Origin of the sequence: Psychrobacter sp. TB55-MNA-CIBAN-0194, assembly GCF_040309505.1 — a bacterium.
Taxonomy (GTDB): Bacteria; Pseudomonadota; Gammaproteobacteria; order Pseudomonadales; family Moraxellaceae; genus Psychrobacter; species Psychrobacter fozii.
The window spans coordinates 173,617-189,697 of the sequence record NZ_JBEOOW010000001.1 but is presented as its reverse complement, the minus strand read 5'-3'; the positions used below and the strand labels follow the sequence as shown (position 1 = coordinate 189,697).

The following is a 16,081-nucleotide window of genomic DNA, read 5'->3' as shown; positions in this document are numbered from 1 at the left end:
CACTATATTTTGCAACACGGTGTAACCAGAGATTTAACATAGCTGGCTAGTAAACGACAGAAACGCTAACCAGATCAGTATAGTTACCTACGGTAACGTCGGTGCTACCGGTCACTGAGGCATATACAGGATGTTCGAGAGGAACTTCCATGCCTTCTCCGACGCTACTAACACTATTACCGGCTTCGCCATTTAATACTCCGGTATTACCCCAAGCATTCAAGCCAGCTGAATCAGAGTGTAACTGGTAAGTAATAAGATCTGTTGGCGCTGGTCCTGTCATAATACCAGCACCACTAGCATTATCGTTCGATGGGGTTAATTTAACCACATAAGGCGCACCTGTAGAGCACATCACGGAGAGGGTGGTAGCGTTGGTTTGGTTAGCAGCCGCTGTGCCGCCCGCAGCAACTTCACCGAAAGTAATATCTTGAGTGAGAGGAGCAGCTGATAAGGTGCAAGCAGACACCACAGTCATATTGACGTTAAAACTACCTGACTCTGTACCAGCAGCATTCGCACTAGACATAGCAGCGAATCCGCCAATAGTAACTAATGTAGCGGTCATTAAGGATTTTTTAAATTGCATGGTAAATCTCCAAAGGTTTAGATCTTTTAGGGTTTCGGTGATGAATTACAGCGTAATCAGTTGAATACGATGTGCTTGCCGAGCTAGATAGCAGAAATCTCGTTTTTTTAGCAATCTAGAACCCACTGGCTTAAGATAATTACCTGAGGCGAACTGACTCTTTCAGTTACAATAACTACGACTATCGTCAATATTTGTTGCTAAAGCATGACAGGGTTGTTTTAGAAGTTTGTGACTAACATGTATCCACGCTAATATCCAATTTTCCATATGTATTATTGACCGATGCGTCACTACAAATAACCTCATCAAATATAACCAACATTAAGTTTGCATACTAGCCTTTATATACTCTACTATCATACAATAAGCTTTATAAGCCGTCATAAGTCGATGTATTCCATCGCAGCACGTGTAGTCTAATTTTAAGCCTGTACTATAACTCCAAGCACTCAACCTTGCCCAACAACCAAAAGATACTCCCATGACCAAAAACTTCTCTCAAACAGCGGCTTTCATCTGGTCTGTCGCTGACCTATTACGTGGTGACTTCAAGCAATCTCAATACGGCCGCATTATCCTGCCATTCACACTACTGCGCCGCCTAGAATGCGTATTAGCAGACACCAAAGCTGCTGTGGTGGCTGAGAGTGAGCGTATCGCTGAAAAAGGTCTGCCAGAGGAAGCACAAGAGAAGTTCATCATTCGTGCCAGCAAGCATGCATTTTATAATACCTCGCCCATGGATTTGAGCAAGATGGGTCAGAGCGATATCAAAGACAACTTAAACACCTACGTGCAATCCTTCTCTAAAGACGCGCGTGAGATATTTGAGCATTTCAAGTTTGAAGAGTTTGTCGGTCAATTGGCTGATGCCAACTTATTGTACAAAGTGGTGCAGAAGTTCGCCAATACTGATCTTAGCCCTGACGCTATCTCTAACCATGAAATGGGCTTTGTGTTTGAAGAGCTGATTCGCCGCTTTGCTGAGAGCTCGAATGAAACCGCAGGGGAGCATTTTACCCCGCGCGATATCGTGCGCTTGACCACCTCACTGGTGTTTATGGAAGATGATGATGCGCTGACCAAAGACGGTATCATTCGCACCATTTATGACCCTACGGCAGGGACAGGCGGTTTCCTATCCTCTGGTATGGAATACGTGCTAGAGCTAAACCCTGACGCGGTCATGCGTACCTATGGGCAAGAGCTCAACCCTGAGTCTTATGCTATCTGTAAAGCCGATATGCTGATTAAAGGGCAAGAGGTGAATAACATTAAGCTGGGTAATACGTTGTCTAGTGATCAGCTGGTCGCGGAGAAGTTTGACTACATGCTATCGAATCCACCGTTTGGGGTAGACTGGAAAAAGATATCAGGTGAGATCAATGACGAACATACACAAAAAGGCTTTGATGGTCGCTTTGGGGCGGGCTTGCCGCGCGTCTCTGATGGCTCGCTATTGTTCCTGATGCATCTCATTAGCAAAATGCGTCCGATCGTTAGTAATGAGCGGGGTGATGAGCAAGCGACAGCTAACAGTAGCGGTCAAAACAGCACAAACAGTACCCAAAATAACAATCAGGGCAGCCGTATCGGTATTATCTTAAATGGGTCACCGCTATTTACGGGCGGCGCAGGCAGTGGTGAGAGTGAGATTCGCCGTTATATCCTTGAGGCCGATTTGCTTGAGGCTATCATCGCCTTGCCAAACGATATGTTCTATAACACGGGTATTGCTACTTATATCTGGATATTAAGCAATAAGAAAGCTGCTGAGCGCCGCGGGCAAGTCCAGCTGATCGATGGTAGTAATCTATATAGCAAGATGCGTAAATCACTGGGCTCTAAGCGTAATGAGATGAGCGAAGACGATATCAAAACCATTACCCGCAGTTTTGGTGACTTTGAAGTGGTTGATGCTCGCGTACTCGACAAGCCAGAAGAGGTGAAATCTAACCGTGGTCGTCAGTCCGCCAACCCTAAAAGCGAGCCAGCTAAGACCTTTGCCAGTAAAATATTTAAAACTCATGAGTTTGGCTATCGCCGCTTAACCATTGAGCGTCCATTGCGCTTATCGGCACAGCTGAATGATGATGCCATTGAAAGCCTACGCTATGCAGCTAAGCCGTTTGATATGGTCATGCCAGCGTTATATGAGAAGTTTGCTAGTGACTGGGCTACTGATAATGACAGTGACAGCGATAACAATAGCTATGGTGATTTATCAGCGGTGACGGTTGATGCGCGTGCGATGATAAAGGCGGACTTTAGCGAGCTTAAAGAAGCCCAAGTCAAAGACGTGCTTGATGTCAAGATATGGCAAACGCAACTTGCGCTGATGAATAAAGCCAAATCCTTGCAGTCGGCTATCGGTGAAAACCAGTTTGATGACTTCAATGAGTTTGATAAATTGTTCAAGCAAGCGTTAAAAGACGCTGAAGTAGATTTGGACGCGAAAGAGAAAAAACAGCTGATTGATGCTATCACTTGGAAGAACCCCAATGCTGAGCCAGTCATCAAAAAAGCGGTCAAGGTTGCCAATCCGATTTATGGTGCATTTAGTTATACTGATCCTGCCAGCAAGACCAAAATAGTAGAGTTCCAAACAGACAGCGACCTACGTGATTATGAAAACGTGCCGCTGAATCCTGAGGTGACCACCACTGAGTTGATTGAAAGCTACTTCGCGCGTGAAGTACAGCCGCATGTACCTGATGCGTGGATTAATGCCGATAAGACGGACGCTATTGATGAAGAGATTGGCGTGGTCGGCTATGAGATACCATTTAACCGTCATTTCTATGTGTATGAGCCGCCAAGAGCATTAGCCGAGATTGATGCGGACTTGGATGCGGTCAGTAGCGAGATTATGCAGTTATTGGGTGAGGTGCATTCGTAATGGCTGAATTGGTAACGAAGTATCAGCAGTATGCAGAGTATAAAGATTCTGGGGTTGAGTGGTTAGAGGAAATACCTAAAGGCTGGGAGCTTAGTAAGCTTAGATATATGTTTTCGTTTGGTCGAGGTCTAACTATAACGAAAGCTAACCTTATTGATAACGGCATCCCTTGTGTAAATTATGGAGAGGTGCATTCGAAATACGGTTTTGAAGTTGATCCAAAAAAGAATTATTTAAAGTGCGTTGATAAAGAGTATTTACAGTCATCTCCTTATGCCTTGCTTACTAAAGGTGATTTAGTGTTTGCTGATACTTCTGAGGACATAGAAGGTTCAGGAAATTTTACTCAGTTAATTACTGATGATTTAGTTTTTGCTGGTTATCACACCGTTATTGCTCGCCCTTTTGACCGTAAATGTAGTCGTTTTTATGCTTATTTAATGGATTCTAAGGAAATAAGAACTCAAATTAGACACATGGTAAAAGGTGTCAAAGTTTTTAGTATTACCCAGTCTATTTTGAAAGGGGTTGAGATTTGGTTGCCATCTTTAGATGAAAGAGAAACTATAGCCAATTTCCTCGACCATGAAACCGCCCAAATCGATACCCTAATCGAAAAACAGCAAACCCTTATCCAACTGCTAAAAGAGAAGCGCCAAGCGGTGATCAGTCATGCGGTGACTAAGGGGTTAAACCCTGACGCGCCGATGAAAGAGTCGGGCGTTGAATGGTTGGGAGGAGTGCCTGAGCATTGGGAGGTAAGTAAGTTAGGCTATGTCTCAAGAGTTGTTAGAGGTGGCTCACCTAGACCCGCAGGTGATCCTTTACTTTTTAATGGCAGTTATTCTCCATGGGTAACTGTGGCAGAAATCACCAAAGATAATAAAATATATTTGCAGGAAACCGCTACTTGCCTAACAAAAAAAGGTAGTGACCAATGTCGTATATTTAAGACTGGAACATTAGTGTTATCAAATAGTGGCGCGACATTAGGTGTACCTAAAATCCTTTCTATAGATGCTAATGCAAACGATGGTGTAGTAGGGTTTGAAGATTTAAGATTAGATAGCGAATATGTATATTTCTATTTATCCACGCTAACGATAAATTTGAGAGAGAGAATAAAACAAGGGTCAGGACAACCGAATTTAAATACAGATATAGTAAAAGATTTAGCAGTTCCTATTCCACCTTCTAAAGAAATTGAAGATATTGTCAATAATATAAAATATCTATGTAACAAATATGATGAAACTATCGCAATAGCGCAGGATGCCATCCAACTTATGCAAGAACGCCGCACTGCTTTAATATCTGCTGCGGTTACGGGCAAGATTGATGTGCGGGGCTGGCGGGCGGCTGACAATAAAGCTTCGTAATGCACGACTAAAATTACGAGCTATAAGAGTACTTTATTAAAGTTGACTGGCATAGGTATGAAAGTTATGAAAAGATTACTATTGATACTATTAGGAATGGGTACAGCCCAAGTGAATGGAGCTGTCGAAACTACCTTTCAACCAAATAACACTTTGACCCACACGACTAGCAATATTTCTACGTCTGCAAGTTATGGTTCTAGTCGCAATATATATGCTACCAATAGTGGTGCTCATGTATATGGTAATGATGAGATATCCAACGAGATAGATAATCTAAGTGCTCGTGCCAAGCAAAAAGAATATCAACTTGCCTCAAGTAGCCGCGTATCTGATGAGAATAAGTACTCTGATGCTAAGGATAGTTTGGCTGATATGAAAAAATGGGCAAACCAAGGCAATGTAGAGTATCAAATTGAGGTGGGAGCGATATATTATGACGGTCAAGGGGTGCGTCAAGATCTGATATTATCAAGAAAAATGTTTCAAAAAGCTGCCAAACAGGGCGATGCCAGAGGTCAAGCGGCGCTTGCCATGTTTTATGAAGAAGGTTTGGGTGGTCTTAAGCGAAACCGATCTACAGCAAAGGAATGGTACGGGAAAACGTGTGATAAAGGTTATCAATATGGCTGTGATCAATATAGACGATTAAATGAACGTGGTTATTAATGAATAACCTGTATTACTACGTCGACCCTAACTTAATAATAAGACCCATGCCATGACCCAGACTAGCACTGCTATTAACGCGCACAACGTCACCTACGAATCTGTCTTCCAAGCCGATATCGTCACTCAAATGCAAGGCTGGCAAGTTGGTAGTCAGTAATGAGTAAGTTGAGGGTTTTTGTGCTTAATGAAGATTAAAACTAGAAAAGGACTTCAATAATGAAGTGTTACTCAGTACTAGCAGTAAGTATCTTATTGTCAGCAGTAACTAGTGTTGCTCAAGCCGAAGTCTACAAATGGCAAGATGATTTATGCGATATGCAAGGCGAGTTCGATAATAAAAAGTATAGCGCCAAGCAAATCGAGAACTCTCATTTCATGTTAAACAATCTAACTAGCGTACAGCTAAATAGCTTTTCTTCTCCTATTTACCCTAGCGACTTAAACAGAGTATCAACGACAGACACAACCAATTTAAATAAAAAATATGAGTCGCGAAAGCGTAAGGTTGAGCAATTAGAAGTCGTGCCACAAGCGCAAACCTACAAGCGTGAACTTTTAAAGTCTATTGAAGCCGAATATGTCCATGATAAATTAACTATTTTGGCTTATCTAGATCCCATACAAGCGATGAGGTTGAGTCCGCCGATGTGTAAGCAGTATCTTGCGCCCTTTTTTAAAGACGAAACCGCTGTGCAGAATAAATGGCAAGAGTTCGTCGAAGAGCAAATTCAGGAGCAAACACTCTTTAGTAATGATGGCGGTAAATATTCACGCAATTTGACTACAGAGCGTTATCAGAGCCAAAAAGCCAGCGACCCTGAGAACTATGCCAAAATAAACTTACTGACCTATGGCTTTAGTAATTGCGTGAATGATCAGATCTATTATGCTGACTCTGAAAAAGTCTTTGCCAATTATAATCGGCTGAATAAAACCATCTTTGGTAAGAGTTTAACTATGGTATGTGAAGAGCCGTAGCGGTTGGTTTAAGCTTGAAAAAAATATAGAGCTAAACATGAAAACGCAGAAAATAAGATATCGCAAAATAAGAGGCATCAACCGCCGTAAGCGTGCTATTGAGCAATGGGGTGATAATCGTAAGAGCCTTGATACTGAGCTGCTGAATCAAGAAAAAAGAGACTACGTTAAATTTCGGGTACAACCATGGTCGAGCTTGCCTTTAGGCGGTAGTATTTATCCTGAACCAACAGGCGACTGTGAATACCTACTGATTAAAAATCTGCAAAAAATCTACCAATTATGGCAATACACTTTAGAGAGTATGCAAACCTATTACTATCTGCAAATCTGGCTATATGAAGAATACATCAGTCGCTCACAAGTGGTTTGTGCGATAGAAGATTATAAAGACTTTTATATAAATACCTTTGAGCCAGTAGATGAACAGCCCCAAAAGGGTATTCAAAGCTCTATTCACTACAATGCAAACACCGCTAAGTACTTAGATGGCCATATCTGGCAGCTTAGTCGGCATATTGGCGCTTATGATATGACCGATGAATACGACATAGAAATACTGCAAGAGACTGACCCTAGCAAAATTATAAGAACAGAAGTTATCGAAGGTAGAGAGCATCAGATCGTTGAAATCAATAAAGTGTGGCTGATCTCATAAGCCACACTCATAACTTAATAATAAGAGTCAAACCATGACCCAGACCAATACTGCTATTAATGCGCAAAATGTCACCTACGAATCTGTCTTCCAAGCCGATATCGTCACTCAAATGCAAGTGCATGGCTGGCAAGTAGGTCATGCCAGTGGCTATCAGGCTGAGACCGCGCTCTATGAGCAAGACGTACTGGACTTTGTGCAGATGACCCAGCCAAAGGAGTGGGAAAAGTTTTGCCGTACCTTTCCTATTGATTCTGAGCGCCACTTTATCACCGCATTGGTGAAGCAGCTAAACAAGGCTGATGAACACTCAACTGATAGAGCTTCACGCACTTATGGCACATTGGGTGTATTACGTCATGGCCTAAAGATTCGTAACGCACGCTTTGACCTATGTCAGTTTAAGCCTGAGCACAGTCTCAACCCTGAGACGATGGCACGCTATGAGGCCAATATCTGCCGTGTGGTTCCTGAAGTAGTCTATAGCCCTCATACCAGCTTAAAAGGCAGTCCAAAAGGCGAAACTGACGGTAAAGTCGCTAAGCGTAACCGTATCGATGTGGTACTGTTCGTCAATGGCTTGCCCGTCACGACGATGGAGCTAAAGTCTGAGTTTAAACAAGCGGTGCAAAATGCTATTACTCAGTATAAGAAGACACGCCTGCCAAAAGACCCTGATACCAAGAAACCTGAGCCACTGCTGACATTTAAGCGTGGCGCATTGGTTCACTTCGCTGTCAGTCAGTATGAAGTCTATATGACCACGAGGCTGGCAGGTGACAGTACTTATTTCTTACCGTTTAACAAAGGCACCAGTGACGGCGGCGCGGGTAATGATACGCCTAAGGATGTCAGCCAATATGCCACCGACTATCTGTGGAATGAAGTACTCACACCAGAGAACTTACTCGCCATCCTCGGCCACTTTATGCACTTGCAGATAGACGAGGAAGAGGACGCGATTGGCCGTAAATCTAAAAAAGAGACTATGATGTTTCCGCGTTATCATCAGTGGGATGTGGTGACTAAGTTGGTCAATGCGGCCATTGATGAGGGCGCGGGTCAAAAGTACCTGATCCAACACAGTGCAGGCTCAGGCAAGTCTAACTCTATCGCATGGACTGCCCATCAACTATCGACCTTGTACAACAGTGACGGCGATAAGCAATTTCACTCTGTTATTGTCATTACCGACCGTACCGTGCTTGATGACCAGTTGCAGGACACCATCTATCAGTTTGAACATGCTGATGGCGTGGTGGGCAAGATCAATAGAAAAGAAGGTGATGGCTCAAAGTCTGAGCAGCTTGCGGCCGCATTGGTCAATTCGCAGCCGATCATTATCGTCACTATTCAAACCTTCCCATTTGTACTCAAAGCGATTGAAGACTCAAGTGTGCTCAAGTCACGCCGTTATGCCATCATCGCCGATGAAGCCCATTCCTCACAAACAGGCTCTACCGCCCGCCAGCTCAAAGAAGTATTGGTCTCAGGTGATATAGAGAGTAAGCAAGACAGTACTTTTGATAATGCTGCCGAGAATGATGCACCGCTATCTAGCGAAGATAGCCTTGATGTCATAATGGATGCCACGCTTGCCGCCCGCCGTAGCAGTCCCAACCTCAGCTACTATGCCTTTACCGCCACGCCTAAACCGAAAACCATCGAGCTGTTTGGACGTCTGCCTAATCCTGATTTGCTAGCCTCAAAAGATAACCTGCCAGCCGCTTATCATGTCTATTCCATGCGCCAAGCGATTGAAGAAGGCTTCATCTTAGATGTGCTCAAGAACTACACCAACTATAAAGTGGTTTATCAGCTAAAACAGAAGCTTGCCGCCGCTGATGATGAGGTCGATGCTCGCCGCGCCAAAATTAAGCTTAATAACTGGGTGCGTTTGCATGAGCACAATATCGCGCAGAAGGTTAAGATCATCATTGAGCACTTTAACGACAACATTAAAGGCTTATTGGGCGGGCAAGCCAAAGCCATGGTAGTGACAGGCTCACGTAAAGAAGCAGTACGCTATAAGTTGGCCTTTGATAACTATATCGCTGAACATGGTTATCATCGTATCAATGCCATGGTCGCGTTCTCAGGTGAAGTCAGCTTTAACGACAATGATCCTGATAGTGGCGCATTACTTGGCGAGAAGTTCACCGAGCATAATATGAATATTGGATTAAAAGGCCGTGATCTACGTAAAGCCTTTGACAGTGATGACTATCAAGTGATGCTGGTGGCTAATAAGTTCCAGACAGGCTTTGACCAGCCCAAACTGTGCGCCATGTATATTGATAAGAAGCTAACAGGCGTGGACTGCGTACAGACCCTTTCACGGCTTAACCGTACCTATAAGGGCAAAGCAGAGAGCGGTACGTTTGTGCTCGACTTCTTTAATGATCCTGACTATATTCTGGAAGCCTTCCAACCATATTATGAGACTGCAACCTTAGCGGATGTGTCTGACCCTGATCAGGTGTTTGACCTTTATGAGAAACTGCGTGCCAGCGGTATCTTCTTATGGCATGAGGTCGAGCAATTCGTTGAGGCCTTCTACAGTAAGAACAAGTCTAACGCCGCCATTAGTAATATCTGCAAGCCAGCGGTTGAGCGTTGGCAGAAGCGCTACAGCCAAGCACGTGAGCAAGCACAGCATGCCAAAGTGATGCTGGAGCGTACTAAAGCCACGGGTGATGTAGTGCTGATGACCAATGCGGAGAATGACTACAAAGGTTTTAAGGCCGACCAAGACGCGCTAGAAATATTTAAAAAGGATTTAGGCACTTTTACCCGTCAATATGAGTTTATGTCGCAAATCGTGGATTATGACGACAAAGAGCTAGAGAAACTGAGTCTATACGCGCGTAACCTACAGCCACTATTACGTGAAAGCGTGGACAATGAAGATGAGGTTGATCTAAGTAACATCGTCATGAGCCATTACCGTGTCTCAATGCTGCACCAGCAAGACTTAAAGCTGCAAGAGGGTAAGTCTGAGTATCAACTAGATGGCGGCAGTGGCGCGGGTACAGCCACGCCTAAAGACAAACAAGAAGCGCTGCTATCACAGATTATTGATAGATTAAACGAGGTTTTTGCTGGTGAGGACTTTACCGATAAGGACAAAGTGAACTTTATGAATACCATTTGGGATAAGGTCACTGAGAACGAGATCGTGGTTAAGCAGTTCACCAATAATAGTGTTGATCAGATCATGCTGGGCGGTTATCCAAACGCTGCCGAGGACGCTATGTTTGATGCCAAAGGGACGTTTGAAGACATGACCATGCATCTACTGTCTAACCCGAATCAGTTTAAGCAGTTCATTCGATTGATGCTTGATACGAAGCTGGGTGATGAGGCAGCGATGTAATATCTCAGATTGGTTTTAAGAAGCGGCCTCTCGCTATAATCGTACCAAAGTGGTTCCATTTTTCCAGCTTTTTTTTGGTTCCAAAATTATTTCTGGTTCCGAGCTGAATAACTTTCCATGACTGGGCTAAGAGTGGTTTTTTATGTTGGAACCAAAGAGAAAATAGGCGTGTTTTGGTTCCAAATTTCCACAATTTGGCTGTTTTGGTTCCAATATTTTGTAGCGAATAATGTCACTTCACAGCAAAATTAATAGTACGGACATGCTGGCTAGTTGGCGTAATGTCGACATAATTATCAAATGAAACTGCTTCCATTTCGATGATTTTTTTTGCTTCCACAAGATTTTTTGCTTCCAAGCCAAACTGCCCTATATGATTGGTCTAAGCGTGGTTTTTTTATGTTGGAAGCAGTTTATTTTAGGGTCTTTTTGCTTCCACTTTTTTATGTTTATGCTATTTTTGCTTCCAATATTTTTCACTAATATCATTGGAGTACAAACAGTAAAAAAGGCAGACGATAAACGCCTACCTTTGATTATTTTTGCTGTAACCTAGTTTTTTGTATGGGACAGACGGGACAAGCGGGACAGCCCCCATAGTTATTAGCTTTCAGCCGTCCCGTTTCCGTTTTTGCTTTCGGGACAGCTCTACCCCTTACTGTATAATGGCTGTCCCGTCTGTCCCGCTTGTCCCATCGGTTTTTAAGGTTCACAACAAAGTATGTTAGCAGTAACCGCGTAAACAGACGGGCGAACCTTGCCACTAAATAGAGTATTAGGGGTTTTATAAATTTTACGGTCACCCTGATTTGAAAGTAACAAGCCCGCTTCATCTAACACCTGCAATACTTTTCTTTTACTAAATGGCGCACATACGCTGTTGAAAGTTTCTTTAGAAAAATAATAGTCCCCTGTGTCCTCGTTGCGATAGCCCACACGGTTGGGTGTTCTTTCATCAAAGTTGGGGCGGGTGCCGGTGGTCTGGAAACAAGCCTGAAAACGACTTGATCCATGCTGTTCAATAAACGACTGAATATGTTTGATGATTTGGCGCTGCTCATGCTCACCATCACGCCCATAGTTATCAAGCCAATTATCTAAGCACGTCATAATGGCTGTGGTTGCTTGTCCTACTTGCCAGCCTGTGATGTCTGCCTGAGTTGCCATCTCGCCAGCGGTAGCCACAATAGCGAACCGTTTAGCCACTCTATGCGCTTGTGGAGCAAGGTCCGTGTATTGGCTCATAAAGTCATCTACCAACTGCTTGGCGGTGGCTGTGGTCGCTGCCTTGTCAGTGGTGATATGTTCAAGCCATGCTATGCCAGCCACACCATGATAAGCGTGTGATAGCTCGTTGATCCTATCGGCTTGCGCTGCGCCTGTTTTTGCCAGTACCAAACTATCAAACGTCTTTAAGCCTTTACCAGCATCAGCATCGATATGCGCCACTCGAACCTCAATACCTGCATTGGTTTTTTGCCCTGCTTGCGCCATGAAGTTTTGTAGCGACTCCTCACCATTAGACAAAAAGATAATGCGCCATGTTTTGGCTATGCGATTGTGCCCCGTGGTGGTACTACGTCCTTTACCTTGACCATTAGCCAGCATGTAAACGGTTTTGCCTACTATTTTTGGGTCACATTCGCTGATTTCATCGAGTGGCAGAAAACTGTCGTTATGCTCGCTGGCTGTGCCCTCCAGTGCGTTATCAGTGCTGCGCCATGTCTTAACATACCTGTCAGGGTTGCCCCATACACTAGCAGCCAATTTAAGCGACAATGACTTGCCCATGCTTGATGAACCTAAGAGATGAAAGCCGCCCCCGTCATCTTCTAATAACTCCAGTAATTGACCAGCGAACGCGCAAGCAATGGAGAAAACAAAACGGCTTTGTTCTGCTAGTGGTTTGCATAACTCATCACGCCACTGGGCTAGCTCTCCTTGCTGGGCTAGGGTGCTGTTAATACTATTTGCAGACTGATAGACAATAAGTTCTTTACCATCACCACCGATAGCGCCATTAGGTAAGATATATTGCTCACCGTCCCAGCCTAGTCTATCGACACACCGCGCGCGTTTGTAGATTGGATAATCTTGTAAGTAAGCGTCTAAGTAGCTGCGCTGTTTGGGGTTGGTAGTAATGTTCAAGCCTTGACTGGCTAATTCTTTGCGGTATTCACGGGCATCACCTTGCAATAAAGATAACGGCATTGCCCATTTATGCAGCTCGTTATCATCATCACGCCACTGTAATAACCGCCCCCATGTACCGCTGCTTATGTCTCGTGTCTTAGCGATAATCTCAATGGGTGAACAAACAAACATTTTTTGCTTATATAAAATATTGCTAGGATCGCTGTCATCGTACTTTACGAAAAACAGCCCATCATGGTATAGCTCAAAACGCCCATCATCACAGACCATAGGCGTATTCAGTTGCGGTGCTTTGTCGTCGCGCCATTCAGGATAGTAAGTGGTATCTTTTAAATTGATTAGCTGGGTGTCATCAGCTGCCAGTATCGCCTCATAGCTATTATTAGCATGTAGCATCGTGACCATATCAGCCACAGTAACTAATGCCCTAGCATTCACGCCTGCCAGTAAATTTATCATCCCTTTGTTATCTGTGGTCATCGGTATGGTGACCTGTGATCCGCTGCTCCAATGCTGTACCATCTTTTTAAAGCATTGCTTTGTCTTTTGAGGGCTGATAATAATAGTCTTGTCACTAGCCATCAGGCACGCATAAGTATCAATACCGTTATCTAAATTATCAAATGCAAGCACCTCATTAGCTTTGTTCGTGTCACCAATAACGATAGCGCCATACCCTGTAGGATCAATCACAATAGGCGTAGCTTTGCTGTTTGGTGTGTAGAACACAGCGCCTACGGGTTGCTTTTGTCTGTCGGTTATTGCTATAGCTATCGTGCTAGCGGTCGCTTCGGTTTTGCCAATATCATCACCATGATATATAGTAGTGTCGTCTGTAGAAAATAGCAGTCGTTCAGGTTCTACCATGCTGTAAAGCTTGGTCAAGAATGGACAGTTTGCCAGTTGTTTCTCTGTAGCTGGCTTGCAACCTTGTAAGAGAGTATCAGCGCCCATGTTGTCAGCATGGGCTTTTTTATTGTCTATCGTTTGTGGTGAGGTATTCATCTATTACCTCTTGCATGTGACTGTTTAGGTTTGCGCGAGGCTCTGTACTTTTTGTAGTAGCTCTCACGCTTGGCATACTTACGGCTTTGCTTTGGTAGATAGATTTTCACTGTGCTACCTCTTTGCTGTAACGAGTCAGTGCTAAGGTTTGATTGACTTTCTCTAATCTTGCATTTAATAGATTCATCCATGTATTGACAGAATCATTTCTTAAATGTGACATAGTTACAATGATATGTGGCTGCATCTTGGCATGGTGAACAAGTGCTAGCAGATGCCCAATATCATTCAATATAGTGACGACTCCTTCGATATCACAGGCAATATCTGATAGATCATGTGCTGATAAGACAACGACTTCTCTATCATTATCAGTGGTCATATCAATTATTTTGCGCTGGCTAGTTTGGCTGATAGACAAGGCGTTATCAGGTAAGCCGCTAAGAGCTTCTAGCTGGGTTCTATTGTCATTACTATTCATGGCTTGATACCTTGACTTCAGGCAATGAGACAATATCTCGCATGATGCCTGAGCTCAATTCGCTGGCATGTGTACTGATAGCGAGTAAGGCGGATCTCACCGCTACTATCACACCCTTTGACGCTGGGTCGTCTGCTTCAATTGTATTAAGTGCATAAGCTAAACTTTCGCAGTCGTTGGAATAGTTTTGAATGAGTTCATCGATGTAATCTAACTGATGACTGTCAACTGCTACTAGGCGTGGTTCTAAAATATCAACGGGTTTTGACGTCATCATGACTAAGCTCCCATTAGAGTATTGGATTGACTGTCTGAGTCTGGCTGTTCGTTGTGAGAGTTTACCCAGTGATTAATATCAGACAAACGCCATAAGCTCGCACGTCCAATTTTTATGGGCGCTGGGAATTGATTTTGACTGATGAGATGGTAGATATGTTTAGCAGAGAAACCGACGATACCGCGTGTCGCGTTTTTAGCAGTCACAGTTCGCTGTTGTCCTGATTGAGTCGTATAGGTCTTGGCGATGCGTTCCGATTGGTTAGCAAGGTCTGCCATTCTTAGATATTGATCGTTGAGTTTCATAATATTCACCTCATAGCGGTTAGAGTGATTGCCGGTAATGGCTGGTTGCTATGAGATAGATATTAATGGAGGATAGGGGGGTTACTGCAAAGGGTAACCCCTTACACAATGGGTTACCGTTAAGGGTTACCCTTAGGGTTACTATCGTCTAAGTCCTTTATATTTAAACCTTTAATGCTCTTTAAATTATCGATATCGTTTTTTTGCTTATTAATTTGGGGATTAGTGATTTTGCTCAATCTATCAATTAGTGCTGCACTAAGGATGGTTTCATCGAGCCCTAAATTTTTAGTAATAATACTAAATCGCTGAGAATGATCTTTCATGTGAGGATTGTTTATCTCGTTTAAAATATAATTTTTTTCCCATATTATTATGGCTAAATGAAGTTCAGGAGGGTAAGTGAAAGAAGTCATTGCTTGCCAGTTAAAAGCTTGAGGTTCAGTTTTATTAGCTATCATATCCGATAGTTTAGTATTAACTTTTTCCAGTTCAATCTCTGAGTGATCTCTCGTATCTTCAATTTTCTTCTTCTCAGCAATGAGATCTTCGAGTTGATCTGTAAGTTGATCAACCTTTTCATTTAAATCTTTAAAAATAGCTACAGCTTTATTTAACCTGTCATTAAGTCTGTTGTTTTCTGTCTTAAGGGCGAGATAGTGATTATTTTGAGTATCGTTCAATTCTATTGGCATTAATTTTTCTTGTTCAATTTTTTCTATGGATACTTTACTAATAAGACTTTTTTTAAGTAAAAGAGCTTCTATATGTTTATTTAACCCTGTTACATAGTCACCTTTATTAAAACTGTCATATGCTCGCTGAGCAATACAATGATAGCCTCGTTTATAGGCAAAAATATCATACTTCTGTATAGGTTCAAATTCGTTTAATAATTCAATGGAGAAATATTCATCACCTTTTAACTCATTATTTAAAGCACGGTAGGTACTACTATATTCATCATGACTATGGACGTAAGCCTTTTCTGCTTGGTCAAGATTGAATCTAAAGTAATCATCACGATAATATATTGGCATAAAATTACAAATATATTTAGCGAGTAAATAGGTTTTAACATCGGCAAGGGAGCTATTGTTAGTAGCTTTCGATAACAGCTGCAAGGTTTCTGAAACTGGGATATAGCTTTCGTCTCCATCTCTTAATTCATCAATTAAAATACTCAAATTCCTACCCGTTACAACCTTAAATTGGAATAGATGCAAAGCATGCCAGCTTAAGGCGTGTGAAAGGAGCTGAAGTTCGGATATTAATCCTAGCCTTGCATTTGTAATGACAGCGCAT

At 42.9% G+C, this 16,081-nt stretch carries 12 protein-coding genes; 6 read left to right on the top strand and 6 right to left on the bottom strand.

What is annotated here, in order from left to right:
- Positions 1-46: 46 nt before the first annotated feature.
- Positions 47-589, bottom strand: coding sequence for a Csu type fimbrial protein (locus AAEY75_RS00705; RefSeq protein WP_352257752.1), 543 nt, complete (start codon positions 587-589; stop codon positions 47-49).
- A 484-nt stretch (positions 590-1,073) separates the two neighbouring features.
- On the opposite strand from AAEY75_RS00705, the gene AAEY75_RS00700 reads away from it, so the two are divergent.
- The 6 genes from AAEY75_RS00700 to AAEY75_RS00675 all read left to right on the top strand — a co-directional run bounded on the left by AAEY75_RS00700 (position 1,074) and on the right by AAEY75_RS00675 (position 10,554).
- Positions 1,074-3,491, top strand: a complete 2,418-nt coding sequence (locus AAEY75_RS00700; RefSeq protein WP_352257750.1) for a type I restriction-modification system subunit M — start codon at positions 1,074-1,076, stop codon at positions 3,489-3,491.
- Positions 3,491-4,870 (top strand): restriction endonuclease subunit S, encoded by a 1,380-nt coding sequence (locus AAEY75_RS00695; RefSeq protein WP_352257748.1) that lies wholly within the window; start codon positions 3,491-3,493, stop codon positions 4,868-4,870. Before AAEY75_RS00700 ends, AAEY75_RS00695 begins: the two co-directional genes overlap by 1 nt.
- A 66-nt stretch (positions 4,871-4,936) precedes the next feature.
- Positions 4,937-5,539 (top strand): tetratricopeptide repeat protein, encoded by a 603-nt coding sequence (locus tag AAEY75_RS00690; protein WP_352257746.1) that lies wholly within the window; start codon positions 4,937-4,939, stop codon positions 5,537-5,539.
- Between the two features lie 219 nt (positions 5,540-5,758).
- The gene (locus tag AAEY75_RS00685; protein ID WP_352257744.1) at positions 5,759-6,520 is read left to right on the top strand and encodes a hypothetical protein; all 762 of its coding nucleotides are present in this window, start codon (positions 5,759-5,761) and stop codon (positions 6,518-6,520) included.
- 37 nt (positions 6,521-6,557) lie between these two features.
- Complete coding sequence (locus AAEY75_RS00680; RefSeq protein WP_352257742.1) at positions 6,558-7,178, top strand: hypothetical protein; 621 nt, start codon at positions 6,558-6,560, stop codon at positions 7,176-7,178.
- Positions 7,179-7,212: 34 nt separating this feature from the next.
- A complete protein-coding gene (locus tag AAEY75_RS00675; RefSeq protein WP_352257740.1) occupies positions 7,213-10,554 on the top strand; it encodes a type I restriction endonuclease subunit R in 3,342 nt (1,113 codons plus the stop codon).
- A 702-nt stretch (positions 10,555-11,256) separates the two neighbouring features.
- On the opposite strand, the gene AAEY75_RS00670 is transcribed toward AAEY75_RS00675, so the two are convergent.
- From AAEY75_RS00670 to AAEY75_RS00650, 5 genes are all read right to left on the bottom strand, one after another.
- Positions 11,257-13,713, bottom strand: coding sequence for a DUF927 domain-containing protein (locus AAEY75_RS00670; RefSeq protein WP_352257738.1), 2,457 nt, complete (start codon positions 13,711-13,713; stop codon positions 11,257-11,259).
- A 106-nt stretch (positions 13,714-13,819) separates the two neighbouring features.
- Positions 13,820-14,194 carry a hypothetical protein gene (locus tag AAEY75_RS00665; protein ID WP_352257736.1) on the bottom strand — a complete coding sequence of 125 codons (375 nt, stop codon included), beginning with the start codon at positions 14,192-14,194 and terminating at the stop codon, positions 13,820-13,822.
- A complete protein-coding gene (locus tag AAEY75_RS00660; RefSeq protein ID WP_352257734.1) occupies positions 14,187-14,471 on the bottom strand; it encodes a hypothetical protein in 285 nt (94 codons plus the stop codon). Before AAEY75_RS00660 ends, AAEY75_RS00665 begins: the two co-directional genes overlap by 8 nt.
- A gap of 2 nt (positions 14,472-14,473) precedes the next feature.
- Complete coding sequence (locus tag AAEY75_RS00655; protein ID WP_352257732.1) at positions 14,474-14,776, bottom strand: helix-turn-helix transcriptional regulator; 303 nt, start codon at positions 14,774-14,776, stop codon at positions 14,474-14,476.
- 119 nt (positions 14,777-14,895) lie between these two features.
- Positions 14,896-15,963, bottom strand: coding sequence for a hypothetical protein (locus tag AAEY75_RS00650; RefSeq protein WP_352257730.1), 1,068 nt, complete (start codon positions 15,961-15,963; stop codon positions 14,896-14,898).
- Positions 15,964-16,081: the final 118 nt, after the last annotated feature.

What these genes read in the sequence shown, in the direction of transcription:
- AAEY75_RS00680 (WP_352257742.1), top strand. Translation starts at nt 6,558, where the DNA reads ATGAAAACGCAGAAAATAAGATATCGCAAAATAAGAGGCATCAACCGC.
- AAEY75_RS00685 (WP_352257744.1), top strand. Translation starts at nt 5,759, where the DNA reads ATGAAGTGTTACTCAGTACTAGCAGTAAGTATCTTATTGTCAGCAGTA.
- AAEY75_RS00705 (WP_352257752.1), bottom strand. Translation starts at nt 589, where the DNA reads ATGCAATTTAAAAAATCCTTAATGACCGCTACATTAGTTACTATTGGC.
- AAEY75_RS00670 (WP_352257738.1), bottom strand. Translation starts at nt 13,713, where the DNA reads ATGAATACCTCACCACAAACGATAGACAATAAAAAAGCCCATGCTGAC.
- AAEY75_RS00695 (WP_352257748.1), top strand. Translation starts at nt 3,491, where the DNA reads ATGGCTGAATTGGTAACGAAGTATCAGCAGTATGCAGAGTATAAAGAT.
- AAEY75_RS00660 (WP_352257734.1), bottom strand. Translation starts at nt 14,471, where the DNA reads ATGATGACGTCAAAACCCGTTGATATTTTAGAACCACGCCTAGTAGCA.
- AAEY75_RS00675 (WP_352257740.1), top strand. Translation starts at nt 7,213, where the DNA reads ATGACCCAGACCAATACTGCTATTAATGCGCAAAATGTCACCTACGAA.
- AAEY75_RS00665 (WP_352257736.1), bottom strand. Translation starts at nt 14,194, where the DNA reads ATGAATAGTAATGACAATAGAACCCAGCTAGAAGCTCTTAGCGGCTTA.
- AAEY75_RS00700 (WP_352257750.1), top strand. Translation starts at nt 1,074, where the DNA reads ATGACCAAAAACTTCTCTCAAACAGCGGCTTTCATCTGGTCTGTCGCT.
- AAEY75_RS00655 (WP_352257732.1), bottom strand. Translation starts at nt 14,776, where the DNA reads ATGAAACTCAACGATCAATATCTAAGAATGGCAGACCTTGCTAACCAA.
- AAEY75_RS00690 (WP_352257746.1), top strand. Translation starts at nt 4,937, where the DNA reads ATGAAAAGATTACTATTGATACTATTAGGAATGGGTACAGCCCAAGTG.